The 15,137-nt window shown below is 45.1% G+C and carries 17 protein-coding genes; 9 read left to right on the top strand and 8 right to left on the bottom strand.

From position 1 onward, the window contains the following. Positions 1 to 4 precede the first annotated feature (4 nt). Genes gyrA through FNE76_RS00990 form a run of 6 tightly spaced genes read right to left on the bottom strand, consistent with a single transcriptional unit; the run spans position 5 to position 5,701 of the window. Positions 5 to 2,416 (bottom strand): DNA gyrase subunit A, encoded by a 2,412-nt coding sequence (gene gyrA, locus FNE76_RS01015; RefSeq protein ID WP_120947799.1) that lies wholly within the window; start codon positions 2,414 to 2,416, stop codon positions 5 to 7. An 8-nt stretch (positions 2,417 to 2,424) separates the two neighbouring features. Beyond that, entirely contained in the window at positions 2,425 to 2,763 is a 339-nt protein-coding gene (locus tag FNE76_RS01010; RefSeq protein WP_120947798.1) for a diacylglycerol kinase, read from the bottom strand. Beyond that, positions 2,760 to 3,623 (bottom strand): hypothetical protein, encoded by an 864-nt coding sequence (locus FNE76_RS01005; protein WP_120947836.1) that lies wholly within the window; start codon positions 3,621 to 3,623, stop codon positions 2,760 to 2,762. Before FNE76_RS01005 ends, FNE76_RS01010 begins: the two co-directional genes overlap by 4 nt. Before the next feature lie 13 nt (positions 3,624 to 3,636). Then, positions 3,637 to 4,626, bottom strand: coding sequence for a lipid A deacylase LpxR family protein (locus FNE76_RS01000; RefSeq protein ID WP_185962952.1), 990 nt, complete (start codon positions 4,624 to 4,626; stop codon positions 3,637 to 3,639). A 47-nt stretch (positions 4,627 to 4,673) separates the two neighbouring features. Then, the gene (locus FNE76_RS00995; protein WP_407925302.1) at positions 4,674 to 5,309 is read right to left on the bottom strand and encodes an outer membrane protein; all 636 of its coding nucleotides are present in this window, start codon (positions 5,307 to 5,309) and stop codon (positions 4,674 to 4,676) included. Positions 5,310 to 5,317: 8 nt separating this feature from the next. Next, positions 5,318 to 5,701 (bottom strand): hypothetical protein, encoded by a 384-nt coding sequence (locus FNE76_RS00990; protein WP_120947797.1) that lies wholly within the window; start codon positions 5,699 to 5,701, stop codon positions 5,318 to 5,320. A 74-nt stretch (positions 5,702 to 5,775) separates the two neighbouring features. Between FNE76_RS00990 and recG the strand changes: the two genes are divergently transcribed. The 8 genes from recG to FNE76_RS00950 all read left to right on the top strand — a co-directional run bounded on the left by recG (position 5,776) and on the right by FNE76_RS00950 (position 12,569). Next, entirely contained in the window at positions 5,776 to 7,698 is a 1,923-nt protein-coding gene (recG, locus tag FNE76_RS00985) for an ATP-dependent DNA helicase RecG (RefSeq protein WP_120947796.1), read from the top strand. A gap of 90 nt (positions 7,699 to 7,788) precedes the next feature. Then, complete coding sequence (gene ccoN, locus FNE76_RS00980) at positions 7,789 to 9,288, top strand: cytochrome-c oxidase, cbb3-type subunit I (protein WP_120947833.1); 1,500 nt, start codon at positions 7,789 to 7,791, stop codon at positions 9,286 to 9,288. Positions 9,289 to 9,297: 9 nt separating this feature from the next. Then, positions 9,298 to 10,047, top strand: coding sequence for a cytochrome-c oxidase, cbb3-type subunit II (gene ccoO, locus FNE76_RS00975; protein WP_120947795.1), 750 nt, complete (start codon positions 9,298 to 9,300; stop codon positions 10,045 to 10,047). Then, positions 10,047 to 10,256, top strand: coding sequence for a cytochrome c oxidase, cbb3-type, CcoQ subunit (locus FNE76_RS00970; RefSeq protein ID WP_120947793.1), 210 nt, complete (start codon positions 10,047 to 10,049; stop codon positions 10,254 to 10,256). Before ccoO ends, FNE76_RS00970 begins: the two co-directional genes overlap by 1 nt. 2 nt (positions 10,257 to 10,258) lie before the next feature. Next, positions 10,259 to 11,125, top strand: a complete 867-nt coding sequence (gene ccoP, locus FNE76_RS00965) for a cytochrome-c oxidase, cbb3-type subunit III (protein ID WP_120947791.1) — start codon at positions 10,259 to 10,261, stop codon at positions 11,123 to 11,125. Then, on the top strand, positions 11,122 to 11,316 hold the full coding sequence (locus FNE76_RS00960) for a DUF4006 family protein (RefSeq protein WP_120947789.1): 195 nt from the start codon (positions 11,122 to 11,124) through the stop codon (positions 11,314 to 11,316). The genes ccoP and FNE76_RS00960 overlap by 4 nt, the downstream gene beginning before the upstream one ends. Positions 11,317 to 11,439: 123 nt before the next feature. Beyond that, positions 11,440 to 12,015 (top strand): hypothetical protein, encoded by a 576-nt coding sequence (locus tag FNE76_RS00955; protein WP_235852198.1) that lies wholly within the window; start codon positions 11,440 to 11,442, stop codon positions 12,013 to 12,015. Continuing rightward, positions 12,012 to 12,569, top strand: a complete 558-nt coding sequence (locus FNE76_RS00950) for a hypothetical protein (RefSeq protein WP_120947787.1) — start codon at positions 12,012 to 12,014, stop codon at positions 12,567 to 12,569. The genes FNE76_RS00955 and FNE76_RS00950 overlap by 4 nt, the downstream gene beginning before the upstream one ends. Here FNE76_RS00950 and FNE76_RS00945 read toward each other — a convergent pair. Together FNE76_RS00945 and FNE76_RS00940 are read right to left on the bottom strand one after the other, a co-directional pair. After that, positions 12,566 to 13,384 (bottom strand): outer membrane protein, encoded by an 819-nt coding sequence (locus FNE76_RS00945; RefSeq protein WP_120947785.1) that lies wholly within the window; start codon positions 13,382 to 13,384, stop codon positions 12,566 to 12,568. The genes FNE76_RS00950 and FNE76_RS00945 overlap by 4 nt on opposite strands. A gap of 127 nt (positions 13,385 to 13,511) precedes the next feature. Then, positions 13,512 to 14,204 carry an outer membrane protein gene (locus tag FNE76_RS00940; RefSeq protein WP_407925301.1) on the bottom strand — a complete coding sequence of 231 codons (693 nt, stop codon included), beginning with the start codon at positions 14,202 to 14,204 and terminating at the stop codon, positions 13,512 to 13,514. 483 nt (positions 14,205 to 14,687) lie between these two features. Here FNE76_RS00940 and FNE76_RS00935 point away from each other — a divergent pair. Next, positions 14,688 to 15,137, top strand: a 450-nt coding sequence (locus FNE76_RS00935; protein WP_143928339.1) for a BspA family leucine-rich repeat surface protein, incomplete at its 3' end; no start/stop codon positions are given.

The following is a 15,137-nucleotide window of genomic DNA, read 5'->3' as shown; positions in this document are numbered from 1 at the left end:
ACTTCTACTCAGATTCTTTAGGGCATGTGTTAGCATAGACCACTACATCGCCTTCCACACTCACCAGTTTAACCCCGCTAGCATTGCGCCCGGTTTCACGGATACTCTCCATAGGCATGCGAATCATTTTTCCGCTTTTGGTGAGCAACATTAAATCTTGACTTTCATCCACGCTCACAATGCCGATCAAGTCCCCCGTTTTAGGCGTGATTTTCATGCCAATCACGCCCATGCCTCCCCTCCCTTGTGAGCGGTAAGCCCCCGCTAAGGTTTGCTTGCCCAGCCCCTTAGAGCTGACACTGAGCAACTTTTCTTGTTCGCCAGAGATCACGCCCCCCCCGATCACCTCATCACCCTCTCTTAAGCGCATGCCAATGACCCCCCTAGCTACACGCCCAATCTCTCTAACCCCCTCTATGCCAAAGCGGATACACATCCCCTTTGAGCTTGCCATGAAGAGTTCTTGTGTACCAGAGTTTAGGATTTGGGCAGTTACAAGGGCATCATCCTCATCAAGTACTATGGCGCGTACCCCACCGCGTGTGCGCCCAAAGGCACTTAGATTTGTGCGTTTGATTAAGCCCTTTTTGGTGAAAAAGACTAAGGATTTATCGGGACTAAAATCAGCCGTGGAGAGCGTGGCTTTAATGCTCTCCCCGGGTTGCAAGTCTATTAAATTCACCAATGCCTTGCCAATGGCGTTACGCCCCATCTCCGGGATACGATAGACTTTAAGCCAGTAGAGTTGCCCCATATTGGTGACAAATAGAATGGTATCATGGGTGTTGGCACTAAAGAAAAACTCGATAAAGTCATCCTCATGCGTGTTACCCGAGATTTTGCCCTTGCCCCCACGCCTTTGTTGCTCATAGACTTTTAAAGGCATACGCTTGACATAACCTCTGTGGCTGAGTGTAACAACCATGTCCTCATGGGCGATCAAGTCCTCCACGCCTAAAGTTTCATAGTCCTCCTCAATTTGGGTGAGTCTTGGACTATCAAATTTTTCTTTGATCTCCAAGAGTTCCTCTTTGATCAAATTGTTTAGCTTATCTGCATTCTCCAAAATACCTTGCAAATACCCGATGCGTTCTTGAAGCTGGGTATGTTCCTGCTGGATTTTTTCTTGCTCTAATCCGGTGAGGCGTTGCAAGCGCATCTCTAAAATCGCCTTGCTTTGCTCCTCGCTTAGATTATGTGTCTTGGCTAATGCCTCTTTAGCTCCCAGAGTGTCAGAACTGCTTTTAATGAGTGCAATCACTGCCTCGCTATTTTGCAAGGCGACAAGCAAACCCTCTAGAATATGCACCCTTGCCCTTGCCTTTTCGAGCTCATAAATGGTGCGCCGAATCACAATGGTTTTGCGGTGCACCAAAAAGAGTTTTAAGAGTTCCAAGAGATTAAAAATTCTGGGCTCTTTATTATAAATAGCCAACAAAATCATGCTAAAGGTGCTCTCTAGGGCACTGGATTTATAAAGATGGTTGAGTACAATTTGGGCGATCGCATCCTTTTTAAGCTCAATCACCACGCGCACCCCATCCCGATCGGATTCGTCCCTAACTTCTGAGATTCCCTCTACAATCTTATCGCGTGCTAACTCGCTGATTTGCTCCACCAACTTGGCTTTATTAGTTTGGTAAGGGATTTCCTCAATGATGATCTGTTCTCTTTGTCCGATTTGCTCAAAACGACTCTTGGCTCTGAGCTTGACACGCCCCCGCCCGGTGCTATAAGCCTCTAAAATGCCCGCCTTGCCATAAATAATCCCCCCTGTGGGGAAATCTGGACCTTGAATCACTTCTAAGATGGAGAACAGATCAACTTGGGGGTTATCTAGCACCAATACCAACGCATCAATGATTTCACTAGGGCGGTGGGGGGGGATGGAGGTTGCCATCCCCACGGCAATTCCACTTGAACCATTGATGAGCAAATTGGGCAAACGGCTGGGCAAAATATCGGGTTCTTTAAGCGTGCTGTCATAATTCTCGTTAAAATCCACCGTGTCTTTTTCAATATCCCTCAAGAGTTCCTCGCTAGGAGTTGCCATGCGCGCCTCAGTGTAGCGCATTGCCGCGGCATTATCCCCATCAATGGAGCCAAAATTGCCCTGCCCATCCACTAGAGGCAGGCGCATAGAAAAATCTTGTGCCATGCGCACTAAGGCTTCATACACCGCGCTATCGCCATGGGGGTGGTATTTCCCAATCACATCCCCCACAATGCGCGCACTCTTCTTATAGGGCACTTTAGAACCCAAACCCAATTCGTGCATGGCATATAGAATGCGCCGATGCACCGGCTTTAGCCCATCCCTAGCATCGGGCAAGGCGCGCCCTACAATCACGCTCATGGAGTAGTCTAAATAACTTTCTTGTAAGGACTCCTCAATTTTGACATCTTTAATTTCCATTTACTCTCCTAAAATACAAAATAACCCCCCCATACAAGGATAAAAAAGACCAATGCCACAAACTGGGCCGCACTGCCCATGTCTTTAGCCTTTTTGGCTAGGGGGTGCTCATGTGTGCCCGTAAAATCTACGGCATTTTCAATGGCACTATTGAGTAACTCCACAACCAAGCACAACACCCCGGGCACGATCAAAAGCACAAACTGTACAAAAGAGTGTGCCAAAAAGCACGCCCCAATAAAGCCCAAAAGGGCTAAGAGCACCACTTGCCTAAAAGCAGGCTCATCTGCAAACGCTGCCTTCAAACCCGCCTTAGAGTAAAGCCAAGCTTGCAGAATGCGTTTCATGGCAAGACTTTAAGGCTAAAATGGGGCAAATACTCCCAATAGTCCTTAGAGTGGATCAGCTCCTCCAAACGCCTGAATTGCTGATCCTTGCTGACCAGCTCCACGCCTACATGATCACGCTCATTTTTGGCAAAAGCTAGGAAGTTTTTAGATAATTCTTGAACCTTACTCACTTCATCTTGCAAGCCCGCCATTAAGAGCATCACCATCGTGGTCCCTTGGAAAGAAGTATTGATTTGGTTGAGAGCTTTATCATAGGCTTGTGCGTCAAAGTCTTTGCTTTGGATATCTCCAGATTGTTGCAAGAGAGGATAGAGAATGGCGCGGAAATCTTTAGATTGGAGCTTGATACCCAGTTGCTCGACCAGCACTTCTAAATCCTTAGTCTGCACTTGTGAGCCTAGTAAATTACTGAGGTTAATGGGTTGGTGGGAATCTTTGAGGCGCGCATGCAAAGAAACTTGATAGGTCAGCTTGGGGGATTTAAAATGGCAAGTATTTTGCCCGAATAACACCTCTTTGAGGCTCAAATCCACCACACAAGTTGCGCTTTGTGGCATCCAGGGCTTGGAGGCGTGGATTTTAGGCAGATCGATATGGAATTGCAGGGCGTTGGATTTAACAGGGGCTAGGCGCACTTGGATTCCCTCAATTTTGTCTGACACGCCCGCACTGGTGCAAGTGATATTTTTAAAACCCGTGCAAGTAAAAGGGGTGGCATGGATACGCTTGGCAATGACATTCAAACTCTCTTCTAACTTGCCCTTGATATCGCCACTCAGTTTGAGCCCCACGCCCAAGAGCACCACTACCAAAAACGCCCCAATACCCAAAAAAATCGCCATTATTTTTCTACTCATGATGCTAATCACCTTAAAAAGCAATGTCTAACTCAATGCTACCGATGTTGTGGTTGCGGGGTTGTTCCCTAAAAGTCTTGCTCCAATCAATCGCGCTAAAGGAAAAACGCCACCCCTTGTAAGCGATCGCTACCCCCACCTGGGCGTTGTAAAGAAAATAGGGCAGTTGTGTTTGTTGGCGTGTCTGGGGGTCATTACCTTGCACAAACACATCTAAGGGTTGGAATAGACCCGTGGCCCCTGCAAAGAGATAAAAAGAAAAGTGGTTGCTATAGGGCATTCCCCCAGCAAATGCGCTATGGATAGAATTAGGACCAAAATCGGCTTCTAAGTTATAGCCCATCCTGAGCATAGAGCCAATTTTAAAGTTGGTCAAGGCATTGCCCAGTTGCAAACCCGCCCCGGGGAGCATATCGATACTAAAAAAACGGCTTTTATAAAAATCGAGTTTTTGCAACCACGCATAGTTAATCTCAAAAATGAATTCGTTTTTGATCTGGTTATGCCAACCCAAAAACTTAGGATCGTGTGCCCATGTGTGGATCAAATTTTGGGTTTGTTCAGCCAAAGAAGCTGGACCGACCATGCCCACAGAGATTGAAAGCCTCTCCAAAGCATGCGCACTTCTTTGGAAAATCCCAAAATTTAGGCGCAGCCAACCTCCGTAGAGATGATCGCCCTTGACAATCTCTGTCAATAGGCGGTGGGCTAGCGTGGGGGTGTACATATCTTGGGTCAAATAAATATTAAAGCGAGTCATGCGCTCTTTTTTGCCTTGCAAACTCACAAAGCGTGCCCAAGACATGGGCGATTTTTTTTGAAGATCGTATTCTTTGCTCACCCAGCCGATGCGCGTGCCGGCTGTGTAGTAGCGATCGATGTAGGGATTAATATAGCCATCGTTTTCGGTTACCAACTCAATATATTGTTTGTGGTAAGGAGTTAGGGTAGTGGCTTTTACGAAACACAGCAAAACACAAAAAGAAAAGCAGAACAACCGCATGGGTGCATTATAGCAGAAAAAGCCTAGAGGGGGCTTTAGAGCTACTTTTAAAAATACCAAGTGTGGGAGACAAAAAGACTATAATTGCGCACAAAACGCGAGCCAATCTCGGAGTCAAAGGGAAACTTAAAGCCCACCTCGATTGAGATGTCATGGTAGAGAATCACGGTTTGGAAGCGCACGCCAACTTGTCCAAAGAGTCTAAAATAAGTACCTTTAAAAGAAAAGCTAGTAAAGGAGCGGTAGTTTTCAATAAAAAAGTTTTTAGAGAACTTAGAAGTGGTCCATGTATTGGCAGCCACCATCATGCCATAGAAGAGTCCCCAAACATTCAGCGGGTTTTTATTGTATTCGATCACAATGTCTGCGCCCGCTCCATAGGTAAACATATTGGTCTCAACATTGCTACTTTTATCCAAAATCACAAAACCATAGTCCAAAAAGCCGTAGTAGCGTGTGTAAAGCCAGCGATCTAAAGGGTTATACTCATAACCAAATAAGATACCAGCCCCTTCAATGGTACGTACATTTTTGATGCGATCTTTCCCCTCACCGGTGTAAAACTGCATCTGCCCCAGCTGGTATTGGCTGAGCAAGAAAGTCCGGCTTTTGGCAGCAAAAAGAACGGAGGGGAGAAAACCCCCTAAAAACCCTGCGGTAAGAATCAGTGCTTTAACTTGGATGCCACACCTTAGTAATTGCCATTGAGGGGTGAGGCTAAGTTATCTTGGTGGTTAGTCCAATTTTGCAAGATATTGCCCCCTTGTGGTGTATAGATAGGACCTGTGCCCTGTGTCGCATCTTGAATGGCATTTTCTTCATTGATGATATTATCCACTTTCTCTGTGGTTTTTTCATCATCAATTTTGTGTTCCAAGCTTTTTTCCAATGTGGCATCTTGGGTGGCTTGCTGTTGTTGGGGTGTTTCTTTACTGGCCTGCTGGTTAGCACCTTTAGCTTGCGTGGGTTGTTGGCTAGAGGATTTGGAAGTGTCTTTGCAAGCATGCAAGGCTAAAACGCCCACCACAGACAAAAACAAAACCCCAAGCCCCCTAAGAAATCTACCTGTATCCATCATCTGTCCTTTTTGAGTATAATTGTGTTGCAGTTTAGCATATTTATAATAAATATCCTCATAGGCTGTGGCAGATGAAAATAAGTTGTGATTTGGATTTGGAGGGTGTTTTGCTCCCAGACTTTTTAGGGTTGCTGTTAAACCCACCTAAAAGTTATGCGAGTTACTACCTACTCAAAGAGTTGGAGCTAGGTCATAAGGGCTGTGTAGAAGTGGAGCGTTTGGAAGTGGTGGTTAAAAACACCCTGCAAGTCAAGACCCAAGCCCTTTTATTCAAACAACCCCTAGATTTGGTGGTTTTCCACCACACCCCCTACCACCTCAAATTATTTGTCCCCAAGCGTTTTTATGTCTATGGCAAGTTGGAACACAACCCTTACACCCACACCCTCCAAATGATCAACCCCCAAGTCATCGACCAACCTAATAGCATTGAACTACACTTCAAACGCCCACCCACAAATGCCTACAAACAACAGGGCTATCAAAATTACAAAGATTATTGCTTGAGCTTGATCAATGCGCCGCGTTTAGAGAAACTCAAAGATTTGGGCGTGCCTTTAGAAGTGGTGGAAAATTTGCAAACCCTCTTTTACCCCACCCTTGAATTTGTGCGCGCTTTTGAAACCCATAAAGGCTTGTTTGGCAAATACCTAAGAGCCCTTAAATTCATTGAGGCGATGGCACATATGCTTGCTTTGAGCACTAAAAAGGTGCATTTTCCTAGCAAATTTAAAGGGCATGCCAACACCCAAGCCCTCCGAGCCTTTTTACAAAATCTGCCCTTCCAACTCACACGCGATCAAATGAGCACGATTGGGAGTATCCAGCAAGACATGCAAGCGGATAGGGCGGCTAAACGGCTTGTGATGGGCGATGTTGGCTGTGGTAAGACCATCATTATTTTAGCCAGCGTGGCTCTTGCTTCCCCCTATAAAAGCGTATTGATGGCCCCGACCACGATTTTAGCCAAGCAAATTTACCAAGAGGCACTTAAATTTTTGCCCTCCAGCATTAAACCTTATTTGTTTTTGGGAGGCTCGTCTAAAAAAAGCCTAGAAGCCCTTGAACAAGCCGATTTTATCATCGGTACAACCGCACTTTTATACACACCCTTTGACACCTCTAAGGTCGCCTTAGTGCTGAGTGATGAACAACACCGCTTTGGCACCAAACAACGCCATGCTCTAGAAGTGCTCTCAGGCTCTAGCCCGCCCCATCTGCCCGTAGAAGACCTAGAGGATTTTTATCAAGAAGAGAGTATATCCCAAGTTGCTATCCCCAGTGCCAGACCCCATTATTTGCAATTTTCCGCAACGCCAATTCCTAGAACCCTAGCCTTGATGGGGGCTAAATTCATCGCCACTAGCATCATCAAAGATAAACCTTATCATAAAGATATTGCAACCCGCATCATCTATAGAGATCATTTCTCCGACTTAATAACACACATTAAAACCCAAATTGCACAAGACAAGCAAGTTGCTATCATCTATCCTTTGGTGGAAGAGAGTCAAAAACAAGATTATCTTTCCTTGAGTCAGGGCGCACCATTTTGGCAGAAACATTTTAAAAGAGTCTTTATCACCAGTGGGAAGGACAAAAATAAAGAAGAAGTGGTGGAGAGTTTTGCTCAACAAGGTGATATTTTGCTCGCCACAACATTAATTGAAGTCGGGATTAGTCTCCCCAAACTCTCCACCATTGTCGTTGTGGGGGCTGAGAGGCTAGGTTTAGCGACCTTGCACCAGTTAAGAGGGCGTGTGGCACGCTTGGGGGGCAAGGGCTATTGCTATCTCTTTACCCACAAGACCCACAACCCACGCTTAGAGGACTTTAGCCAAACCCTAGATGGGTTTGAGATTGCCAACTTGGATTTGAAATACCGCAATGTGGGCGATCTCTTGAGTGGGACACAACAGAGCGGGACTCATTTTAATTATTTAGACTTGCGTGCCGATCAAAAAGTGGTAGCAGAGGTCAGCGTGTTATTTTAAAGAATATTTGCAGTGCAATTAATCCAATTTGTGCTATACTTTGGAGTTCATTTTTTAGACTATTTAAGGAGAGAGCATATGGAAGTGGGCATGCGGCAGAACTATGCAAGTTCTGTGAGCGTCTCTGCTAAAGAGGCCGCACAGTACGATTATTCCATCGCTAGGCTATTCATCATTGCCATGATCGTTTTTGGCGTGATTGGCATGGTGGTGGGGGTGGTTTTGGCTTTCCAGCTGGCATTTCCCGGGCTAAATCACGTCTTGGGTGAATATAGTTATTTTGGGCGTTTGCGCCCCGTGCATACCAATGGTGTAATCTATGGCTTCACTTTGGGGGGGATTTGGGCAAGCTGGTATTATATTGGACAAAGAGTCTTAAAAATTACCTATAACGACTATCCATTTTTAAAGACAGTGGGCTATCTGCATTTTTGGATTTGGATCGTTGCTTTGCTATGGGGGGTTTTTAGCCTTCTGGCCGGGGAAACCCAAAGCAAAGAATATGCCGAGCTCTCATGGCCCATTGACATTTTGGTCGTGATTGTGTGGGTGCTTTGGGGGGTTAGCATGTTCGGGAGCATGGGGGTGCGTCGCGAGAACACCATTTATGTCTCTTTGTGGTATTACATTGCGACCTATGTCGGGATCGCTGTGCTCTATATCTTTAACAACCTCTCAATCCCGACCTACTTAGTCGCCCACACCGGAAGTATCATGCACTCTATCTCCTTATATGCGGGGAGCAATGATGCGTTGGTGCAATGGTGGTGGGGGCATAATGCTGTGGCGTTTGTTTTCACCAGTGGGGTGATTGGCACGATTTACTACTTCTTGCCCAAAGAGAGTGGGCAACCCATCTTTTCTTATAAATTGACCTTGTTTTCTTTTTGGAGCTTGATGTTTGTCTATATTTGGGCAGGCGGGCACCACTTGATTTATTCCACCGTGCCTGATTGGGTACAGACTCTCTCCTCTGTGTTCTCAGTCATCCTTATCTTGCCCTCATGGGGAACGGCAATCAACATGCTCTTAACTTTGCGTGGGCAATGGCACCAGCTCAAAGAATCCCCCCTGATCAAATTCTTAGTCTTGGCTAGCACTTTCTATATGCTCTCTACTTTAGAAGGCTCCATCCAAGCAATTCGCTCGGTCAATGCTTTAGCCCATTTCACCGATTGGATCATCGGGCATGTGCATGATGGCGTGCTAGGTTGGGTGGGCTTCACACTCATTGCAGCGGTCTATCATATGGTCCCCCGCGTGTTTAAAAGAGAACTCTACTCGGCCAAATTGATGGATATTCAGTTTTGGTTAATGACCTTGGGAATCGTGCTCTACTTCTCTTCCATGTGGATTTCTGGGATCACACAGGGCATGATGTGGCGTGATACCGATCAGTATGGTAACTTGGTCTATCAATTTGTAGATACCGTGCGCGCCCTATTCCCTTTCTACATTATCCGTGGCATTGGGGGTAGCTTGTATCTCATTGGATTCTTCATCTTTCTCTACAATGTGATCATGACAATCCAAAAAGGACGGCTACTTGAAAAAGAGCCTGCCTATGCTACGCCTATGGGCACAAAATAAGGAGGATTGATGTTTGGCTTCCTAGAAAAAAACCCGTTCTTTTTCACTTTGGCATTCGTGGTCGCCTTTGCAGTTGCTGGGATTGTTGAAATCCTGCCCAACTTCTTTAAATCTGCGCGCCCTATCGAGGGCTTGCGCCCTTATACCGTCTTGGAAACAGCGGGCAGACAAGTTTATATTAAAGAAGGGTGTTACAACTGCCACTCCCAGCTGATTCGCCCCTTCCAAGCTGAAGTGCAACGCTACGGGGCTTATAGCTTGAGTGGGGAATATGCCTACGATCGCCCTTTTTTGTGGGGGTCTCGTCGCATTGGACCAGACTTACACCGCGTGGGCGATGTGCGCACCACTGCTTGGCATGAAAAACATATGCTAGACCCATTAAGCGTGGTGCCCGGAAGCATCATGCCTGCCTATAAACACCTATTTAGCAAGGATAGCGACTTTGAAACGGCATTTGCAGAGACCTACACACAAAAAAAGGTCTTTGGCGTGCCCTATGATACACCCAATGGCGTTAAGTTAGGCGACATCAAAGAGGCTAAAAAACTCTTTTTAGAGCAAGCACAGGCAATTGTGAATGACATGCAAAGTCCTCAAATTAAAGAATCGCTTAAACAGGGCAAAGTGAAAGAAATTGTCGCTTTGATTGCCTATCTCAATAGCTTGGGCCAAGCGCGCGTTTTAAAACCGCAAGCCACTGGTTTTAACCCCAGCAAGCCTAACTTGGCCCTAGCTCCGCAACAAGGAGGCGAGTAATGGATTTAGACACGCTTAGAGGTTTTGCTTATGTGTTCTTTACCATTCTTTTTACCATTTTCTTGTATGCTTATATCGTCAGCATGTATGTCAAGGACAAAAAAGGCATCACAGATTATGAGCGTTATAGCCAACTTGCCCTACAAGATGAGCTAGATGACGTTGTGATTGAGCCCCGCTCTCCCCTATCCCAGTCTAAGAGAGGCTAACTATGGATATTCTCAAGGATCATATTAATTTGTTTGCCTTAGGGGCTGCCCTTGTCATTTTAGTTCTCACCCTGAGTATGGCTTCCTCCCTGTTTAAAGCGATGCGCGAAAGAACCAGCAGTGGTGATCTGTATAATAACGGGCACCAATACGATGGGATCGCCGAGTTTCTCAACAATATCCCCTCGGGTTGGTTAGTGAGTTTTTTGGCCATCATCGTTTGGGGGTTGTGGTATATTTTCTTGGGCTATCCTGTATTCAATTACTCCCAAATTGGAGAATACAATAAAGAGGTTACCCAATACAACCATAACTTTGAAAATAAGTGGAAAAACTTAAGCCAAAAGGATTTGGAGCAGATGGGGCAGGGCATCTTTTTGGTGCAATGCTCGCAATGCCATGGGCTGGAGGCGACCGGGCTAGACAATACAGCCAGAAACCTAGTGAGTTGGGGCAAAGAAGAAGGGATTGAAGAGATAATCAAGCAGGGCTCTGTGGGCTTGGGTTATCAAGCGATGGAAATGCCTCCCATTGAGATGAGCGCAGAAGATGCCAAAGCAGTAGCCAGTTATGTGATGGCAGAAATCTCTACTTTGAAACGCACGAAAAATCCCCAGCTAGTCAAAACAGGGGAGGGCATTTTCCAAAACATGTGTGCCAGTTGCCATGGGGCTGATGGGAAGGGTCAAGGGGGCATGGCAGCCGATTTGACTCACTATGGCACACAAGAATTCTTAAAAGAAATCCTAGAAAAGGGCAAAAAGGGGCATATTGGGGAAATGCCTAGCTTTGCTTATAGGCATTTTAATGACATTCAGGTGCGCGCTCTAATGGGCTTTATCCAGTCTTTGCAAGGAGAAGAGGAATGAATGGCTTATTTGGTCTCAATGGGATATTAGGTTGTTTGATCGTCGTGGCGATCTTGTTGTTGGTGGTGGTCTTATTTGGCACGCAAGCAGTCAAAATCCAGCAAAGAGAGGCAACCCACTACTACCAGCTGGACACGAAAAACATCCAAATGTTTGAGAAAAATAAACAATTTTACCAGTACAAGGAGTAGCGATGTTTACCGGAATGGAAAAATTACTGGGGCTTTTTTTGTTTGTGTTGTTCTTCGTAACCATCGTTTTGTATTTTATTAAGCCCCAATTCTTATTTGCGGTTTGATTATTTGTGGTGGCTTTTGTGGTTACCATGGATTCTGTGTGCTGGGCAAGGTCTGTTTGTCCAGGATAATGGGGAGGGGCATCTTGTGCCTAAAAGCGTGGCACTGGTGGAGCAAGTCTCTAACGAGTTATTGGCAAAAGCTAAAATCTCTTTGGTCGTGTTCATGGGAGGCTCCAAGGATTTAGAAACCAAGGAGCAACGCCAAGTCTATCAAGAAAGCAAGCTAAAAACTTTGCATGCCCCCTTTGTTGCCCTCTTTGCTTATTATAAAGCCCAAAAGATCGAGATTGTTGCCAATCCAACCAATCTTTTGGACAAAGATAAGATTTTTTTTGAACACATGGCCCCTTTTTTACCTAAAAAGTGGGGAGAAAATGAGGCGCAAAACAACGCCCGCTTTTCTTTTGCCCTGCTAAATGGTTACACCTACATGGCAGAGGTGCTGAGCAGAGCCCGCCATGTGAGTTTGGAGAGCAATATCAAAGAGGACAACCCCAACAGTTTTATGAAAACTACACTTTATATTTTGCTCTGCTCCCTTTTAGCTCTCTTTTTTTATGGTTATTTTTTTGGAAGTAAGAAATCTCAATGAAAACAAGAAACAAAAAAGAAAAGAATTATTGGCCCCTAGGTATTTTGTCTGTTTTATTAGTGGGATTAAGTTTGGTGGTGGCATTAGTGGTGGTGGCGATCAAATACACCCCCCAAAGCGATACCACCTATCTACACCAGCACACCTACACCGATAGCCACATCAATACCATGCTCCAAAGTTACCATGCATTCTTGCAAGATTATGATGTCAAAATTGGTAATGCTGATCAACAGCTCATCCCGACATTTCCTTACTACCTGAACCAAAACACCCCCTTGCTTTGGCTGACTTTGGAAGATAACCGCATCGATCTATGGGTGCAAAAACGCCAAAAAGACATGGTGTTTCCGGAGTTTTCTGTTACTTTGTTAAGACTCAAGACCCCCCCAAAGGCACTCCAGCTAAACTGCAAGCAAACCGATCGGCAGTTGCTCACCTGCCACTTGCCTGCCTTTAGCATCCCTGAAGGGCGCTACCAACTCTTAATTAGCGTGAAGTTCAAAGACACCACGCTATCGCTGATTCAGCCCGCCTATGCGCGCAAACCCTAGAAGGTGAAGGCGTAGTTGATATACCACGAATACATCCGCCGGATGTAGAGCGTGCCGTCATTTTTACTCTGCAAAAACGGGTTATTTTTGAACATGGGGAATTTGATCCCCGCCTCTATGCTACTGTGTTTGAGCAAGCGCAAACGCCCTCCCACATTCAACAAGAGCTGGAATGCGGTCGCCTGCTTATCCAATCCCGCATAGGTCAAGGTGACATCTTTAAAATCTGGCGTGGCTAAAATCCAGCTATTACCCGCCAACTGGACTCCCCCAAAAACCCCCAAAGCCATGACTTGGCTATTGATAATATTAATCACAATATCGCCCCCCCCGCCATAGGTGAGCATATTAGGCTGGACGGGCTTTTTGCTCCCAGCAATTTGTTGCAAAATCCCCATGACATTGATTTTACATTGTGGCTTGATAACGGGGGGGATAGCAGGGGGCACTGGCAGACCGGGGGGAACACCGGGAGGCACTTGAATACCGGGTACACCTGTGGGCAAACCAGTACAACTTACCGGACTAGAAACACTATTAGCATTGGGGTTTGGGAACTCAATCCCATCTGTATGGGCGTAGTCAAAAAAGCCATAGACTTTAAAACCAATGTATTTGATTGGATAGGCTTGGTAACCTATTTGGAGCCCAAAACCCCGCAGAGGAGTGGTGGTAGTTACTTCATTCCCCCCCTTTTGCATACGGACTTGCGCCTTACCTTGTTGGTAACCACCCTCTATAAAAATCCCATTAGGTGCTGCACCCAATGTGCCTAAAGACAACACTGCCAAAGAATACCGAAAAAAAGCATGCATGAAAACCCTTTGTTTTAATTTAAAATATCGGTTAATCCGTAGTTTAATATAACATGCTTAGACAAAATTTGAGCAAAATTCTTAGAAAGGCGCACCACTAGATGCTAGGGCAACAAAAACAGGAAAATTAAAAGTCGCGAATATAGCTCACTTGTAGGGCGTAGATACGGCGCACATTGGCTTGTAGGGTTTGGCCTTGGGCGTTGGTCAAGCTAAAATAGCGGTGTGTGATGGTGGGAATCTTAATGCCCAACTCAATGCCATTTTTCTTAGAAACTTGAGCGCGTAAGGCAAAATTCACCAAAAATTGGAAATTAGCCGGGCTGTAGCTAGAGTGTTTGTTGCTTTTTACATAGCTTTGTAGTTGCTTTTGTAAAGAACTCGCCCAGCTATCCCCAGCTAGCTGGAAACCCACCGCAAAACCAAAGATAAAATCCTTAGTGCTCACAAAATTATAAATCATGTCCATCCCCGCTCCATAGGTGTAGAGATTAGAAGTGTATTGCCCAGCATAGCTATCTTTTTCGGTCATGGTGTAAGCACCAAATGGAAACTCTGTATCGGCTTTTAGCGAGCCAAAGCGGTTGTGGTTATAATCAAAGAAGACAAAATAGCGCAATCCAAAGGACCTTTTGGGGCCAAAAAATTGTTTGTAGCCCAGTTGCAACCCAACACCCACTAATGGGGGGAAATTCATGGTCATTTTGGTGGGTTGTGGGAGATTTGAACTCAACACTTGGTTTTGAATCCCACTGGCTTGGTAGTTAAAGCCAATGAAAAAATTAGAGAGCTCCCCAATGGGGGCATCTTTTTTCTTGATCTGATGGGTGTTCTTAGAGGCTACCACCTCGTGATTGTGATCTCCATGTTCATGTTCATGTTCCACACTCTCCATTTTTTTCATGTCATTTTCTAAGTCGTTGGTGGGTGGCATGCCCATCATCGGACTATTGTCTAGACCTCTAATCCCTACCCCATGCAGTATGGGGACACAAATCCCGCTCAAAAGACATGTTTTCAGTAGCAGATGACAAAAAGAAAGCCCTTGTTTATTAAAATTTTCATATTTGTATCTACGCACAAAAGTCCTTGTATGTTCAATTTATTATTATTAGATAGTATAATCATATTACTTAATATTTACTAAAATTTTAAGATATTGTTTATTGGATTTAGTAATATCAAAAAACATTTTTAAAAGCGGAATGGAGTATTTTATATTCCATTAAATGTTAATATGTTAGCATAAGAGACTACAATGCTGGACTAAGCTGTAGGGATATGGTTATTTGCAGGAGCGCATATGTCCGTCCATTACTATTTCTCTCTGGTTAGCTCTGGTTTGAAGTGCTTGAGCCTATTGGTTGGGGGTGCGTCTTTTTTATTGGGCACACCCGCTATTTTTACCCCCAAAGATAAAGCCAGTTTGCAGGCTTTGTTGCAAAACCCCCATATCTCTCTCCAGCAGATCGATACCAAGCACGTTAAAGACATGAGCTATTTATTTTGCTTGCAGGAACCTTTGCACAAAAAAGGGATTTGCACCGCTTATCGTGAAGATTTTAAAGGGATTGGCAAATGGGATGTTAGCCATGTGGAGAATATGGAGGGTATGTTTATGAATCAGGTGCATTTTAATGAACCCTTACGCAAATGGAATACCCTACGGGTTAAAAATTTTAGCTACATGTTTGCCAATGCCACCAGTTTTAACCAACCCATCAACAACTGGAACACTTCTAGCGGGGTAGAT

This window comes from Helicobacter mehlei, from assembly GCF_007280785.1.
In the GTDB taxonomy this organism is placed as follows: domain Bacteria; phylum Campylobacterota; class Campylobacteria; order Campylobacterales; family Helicobacteraceae; genus Helicobacter; species Helicobacter mehlei.
The sequence above is the reverse complement of the archived record's forward strand: the minus strand, read 5'-3'. Positions and strand labels throughout refer to the sequence as shown.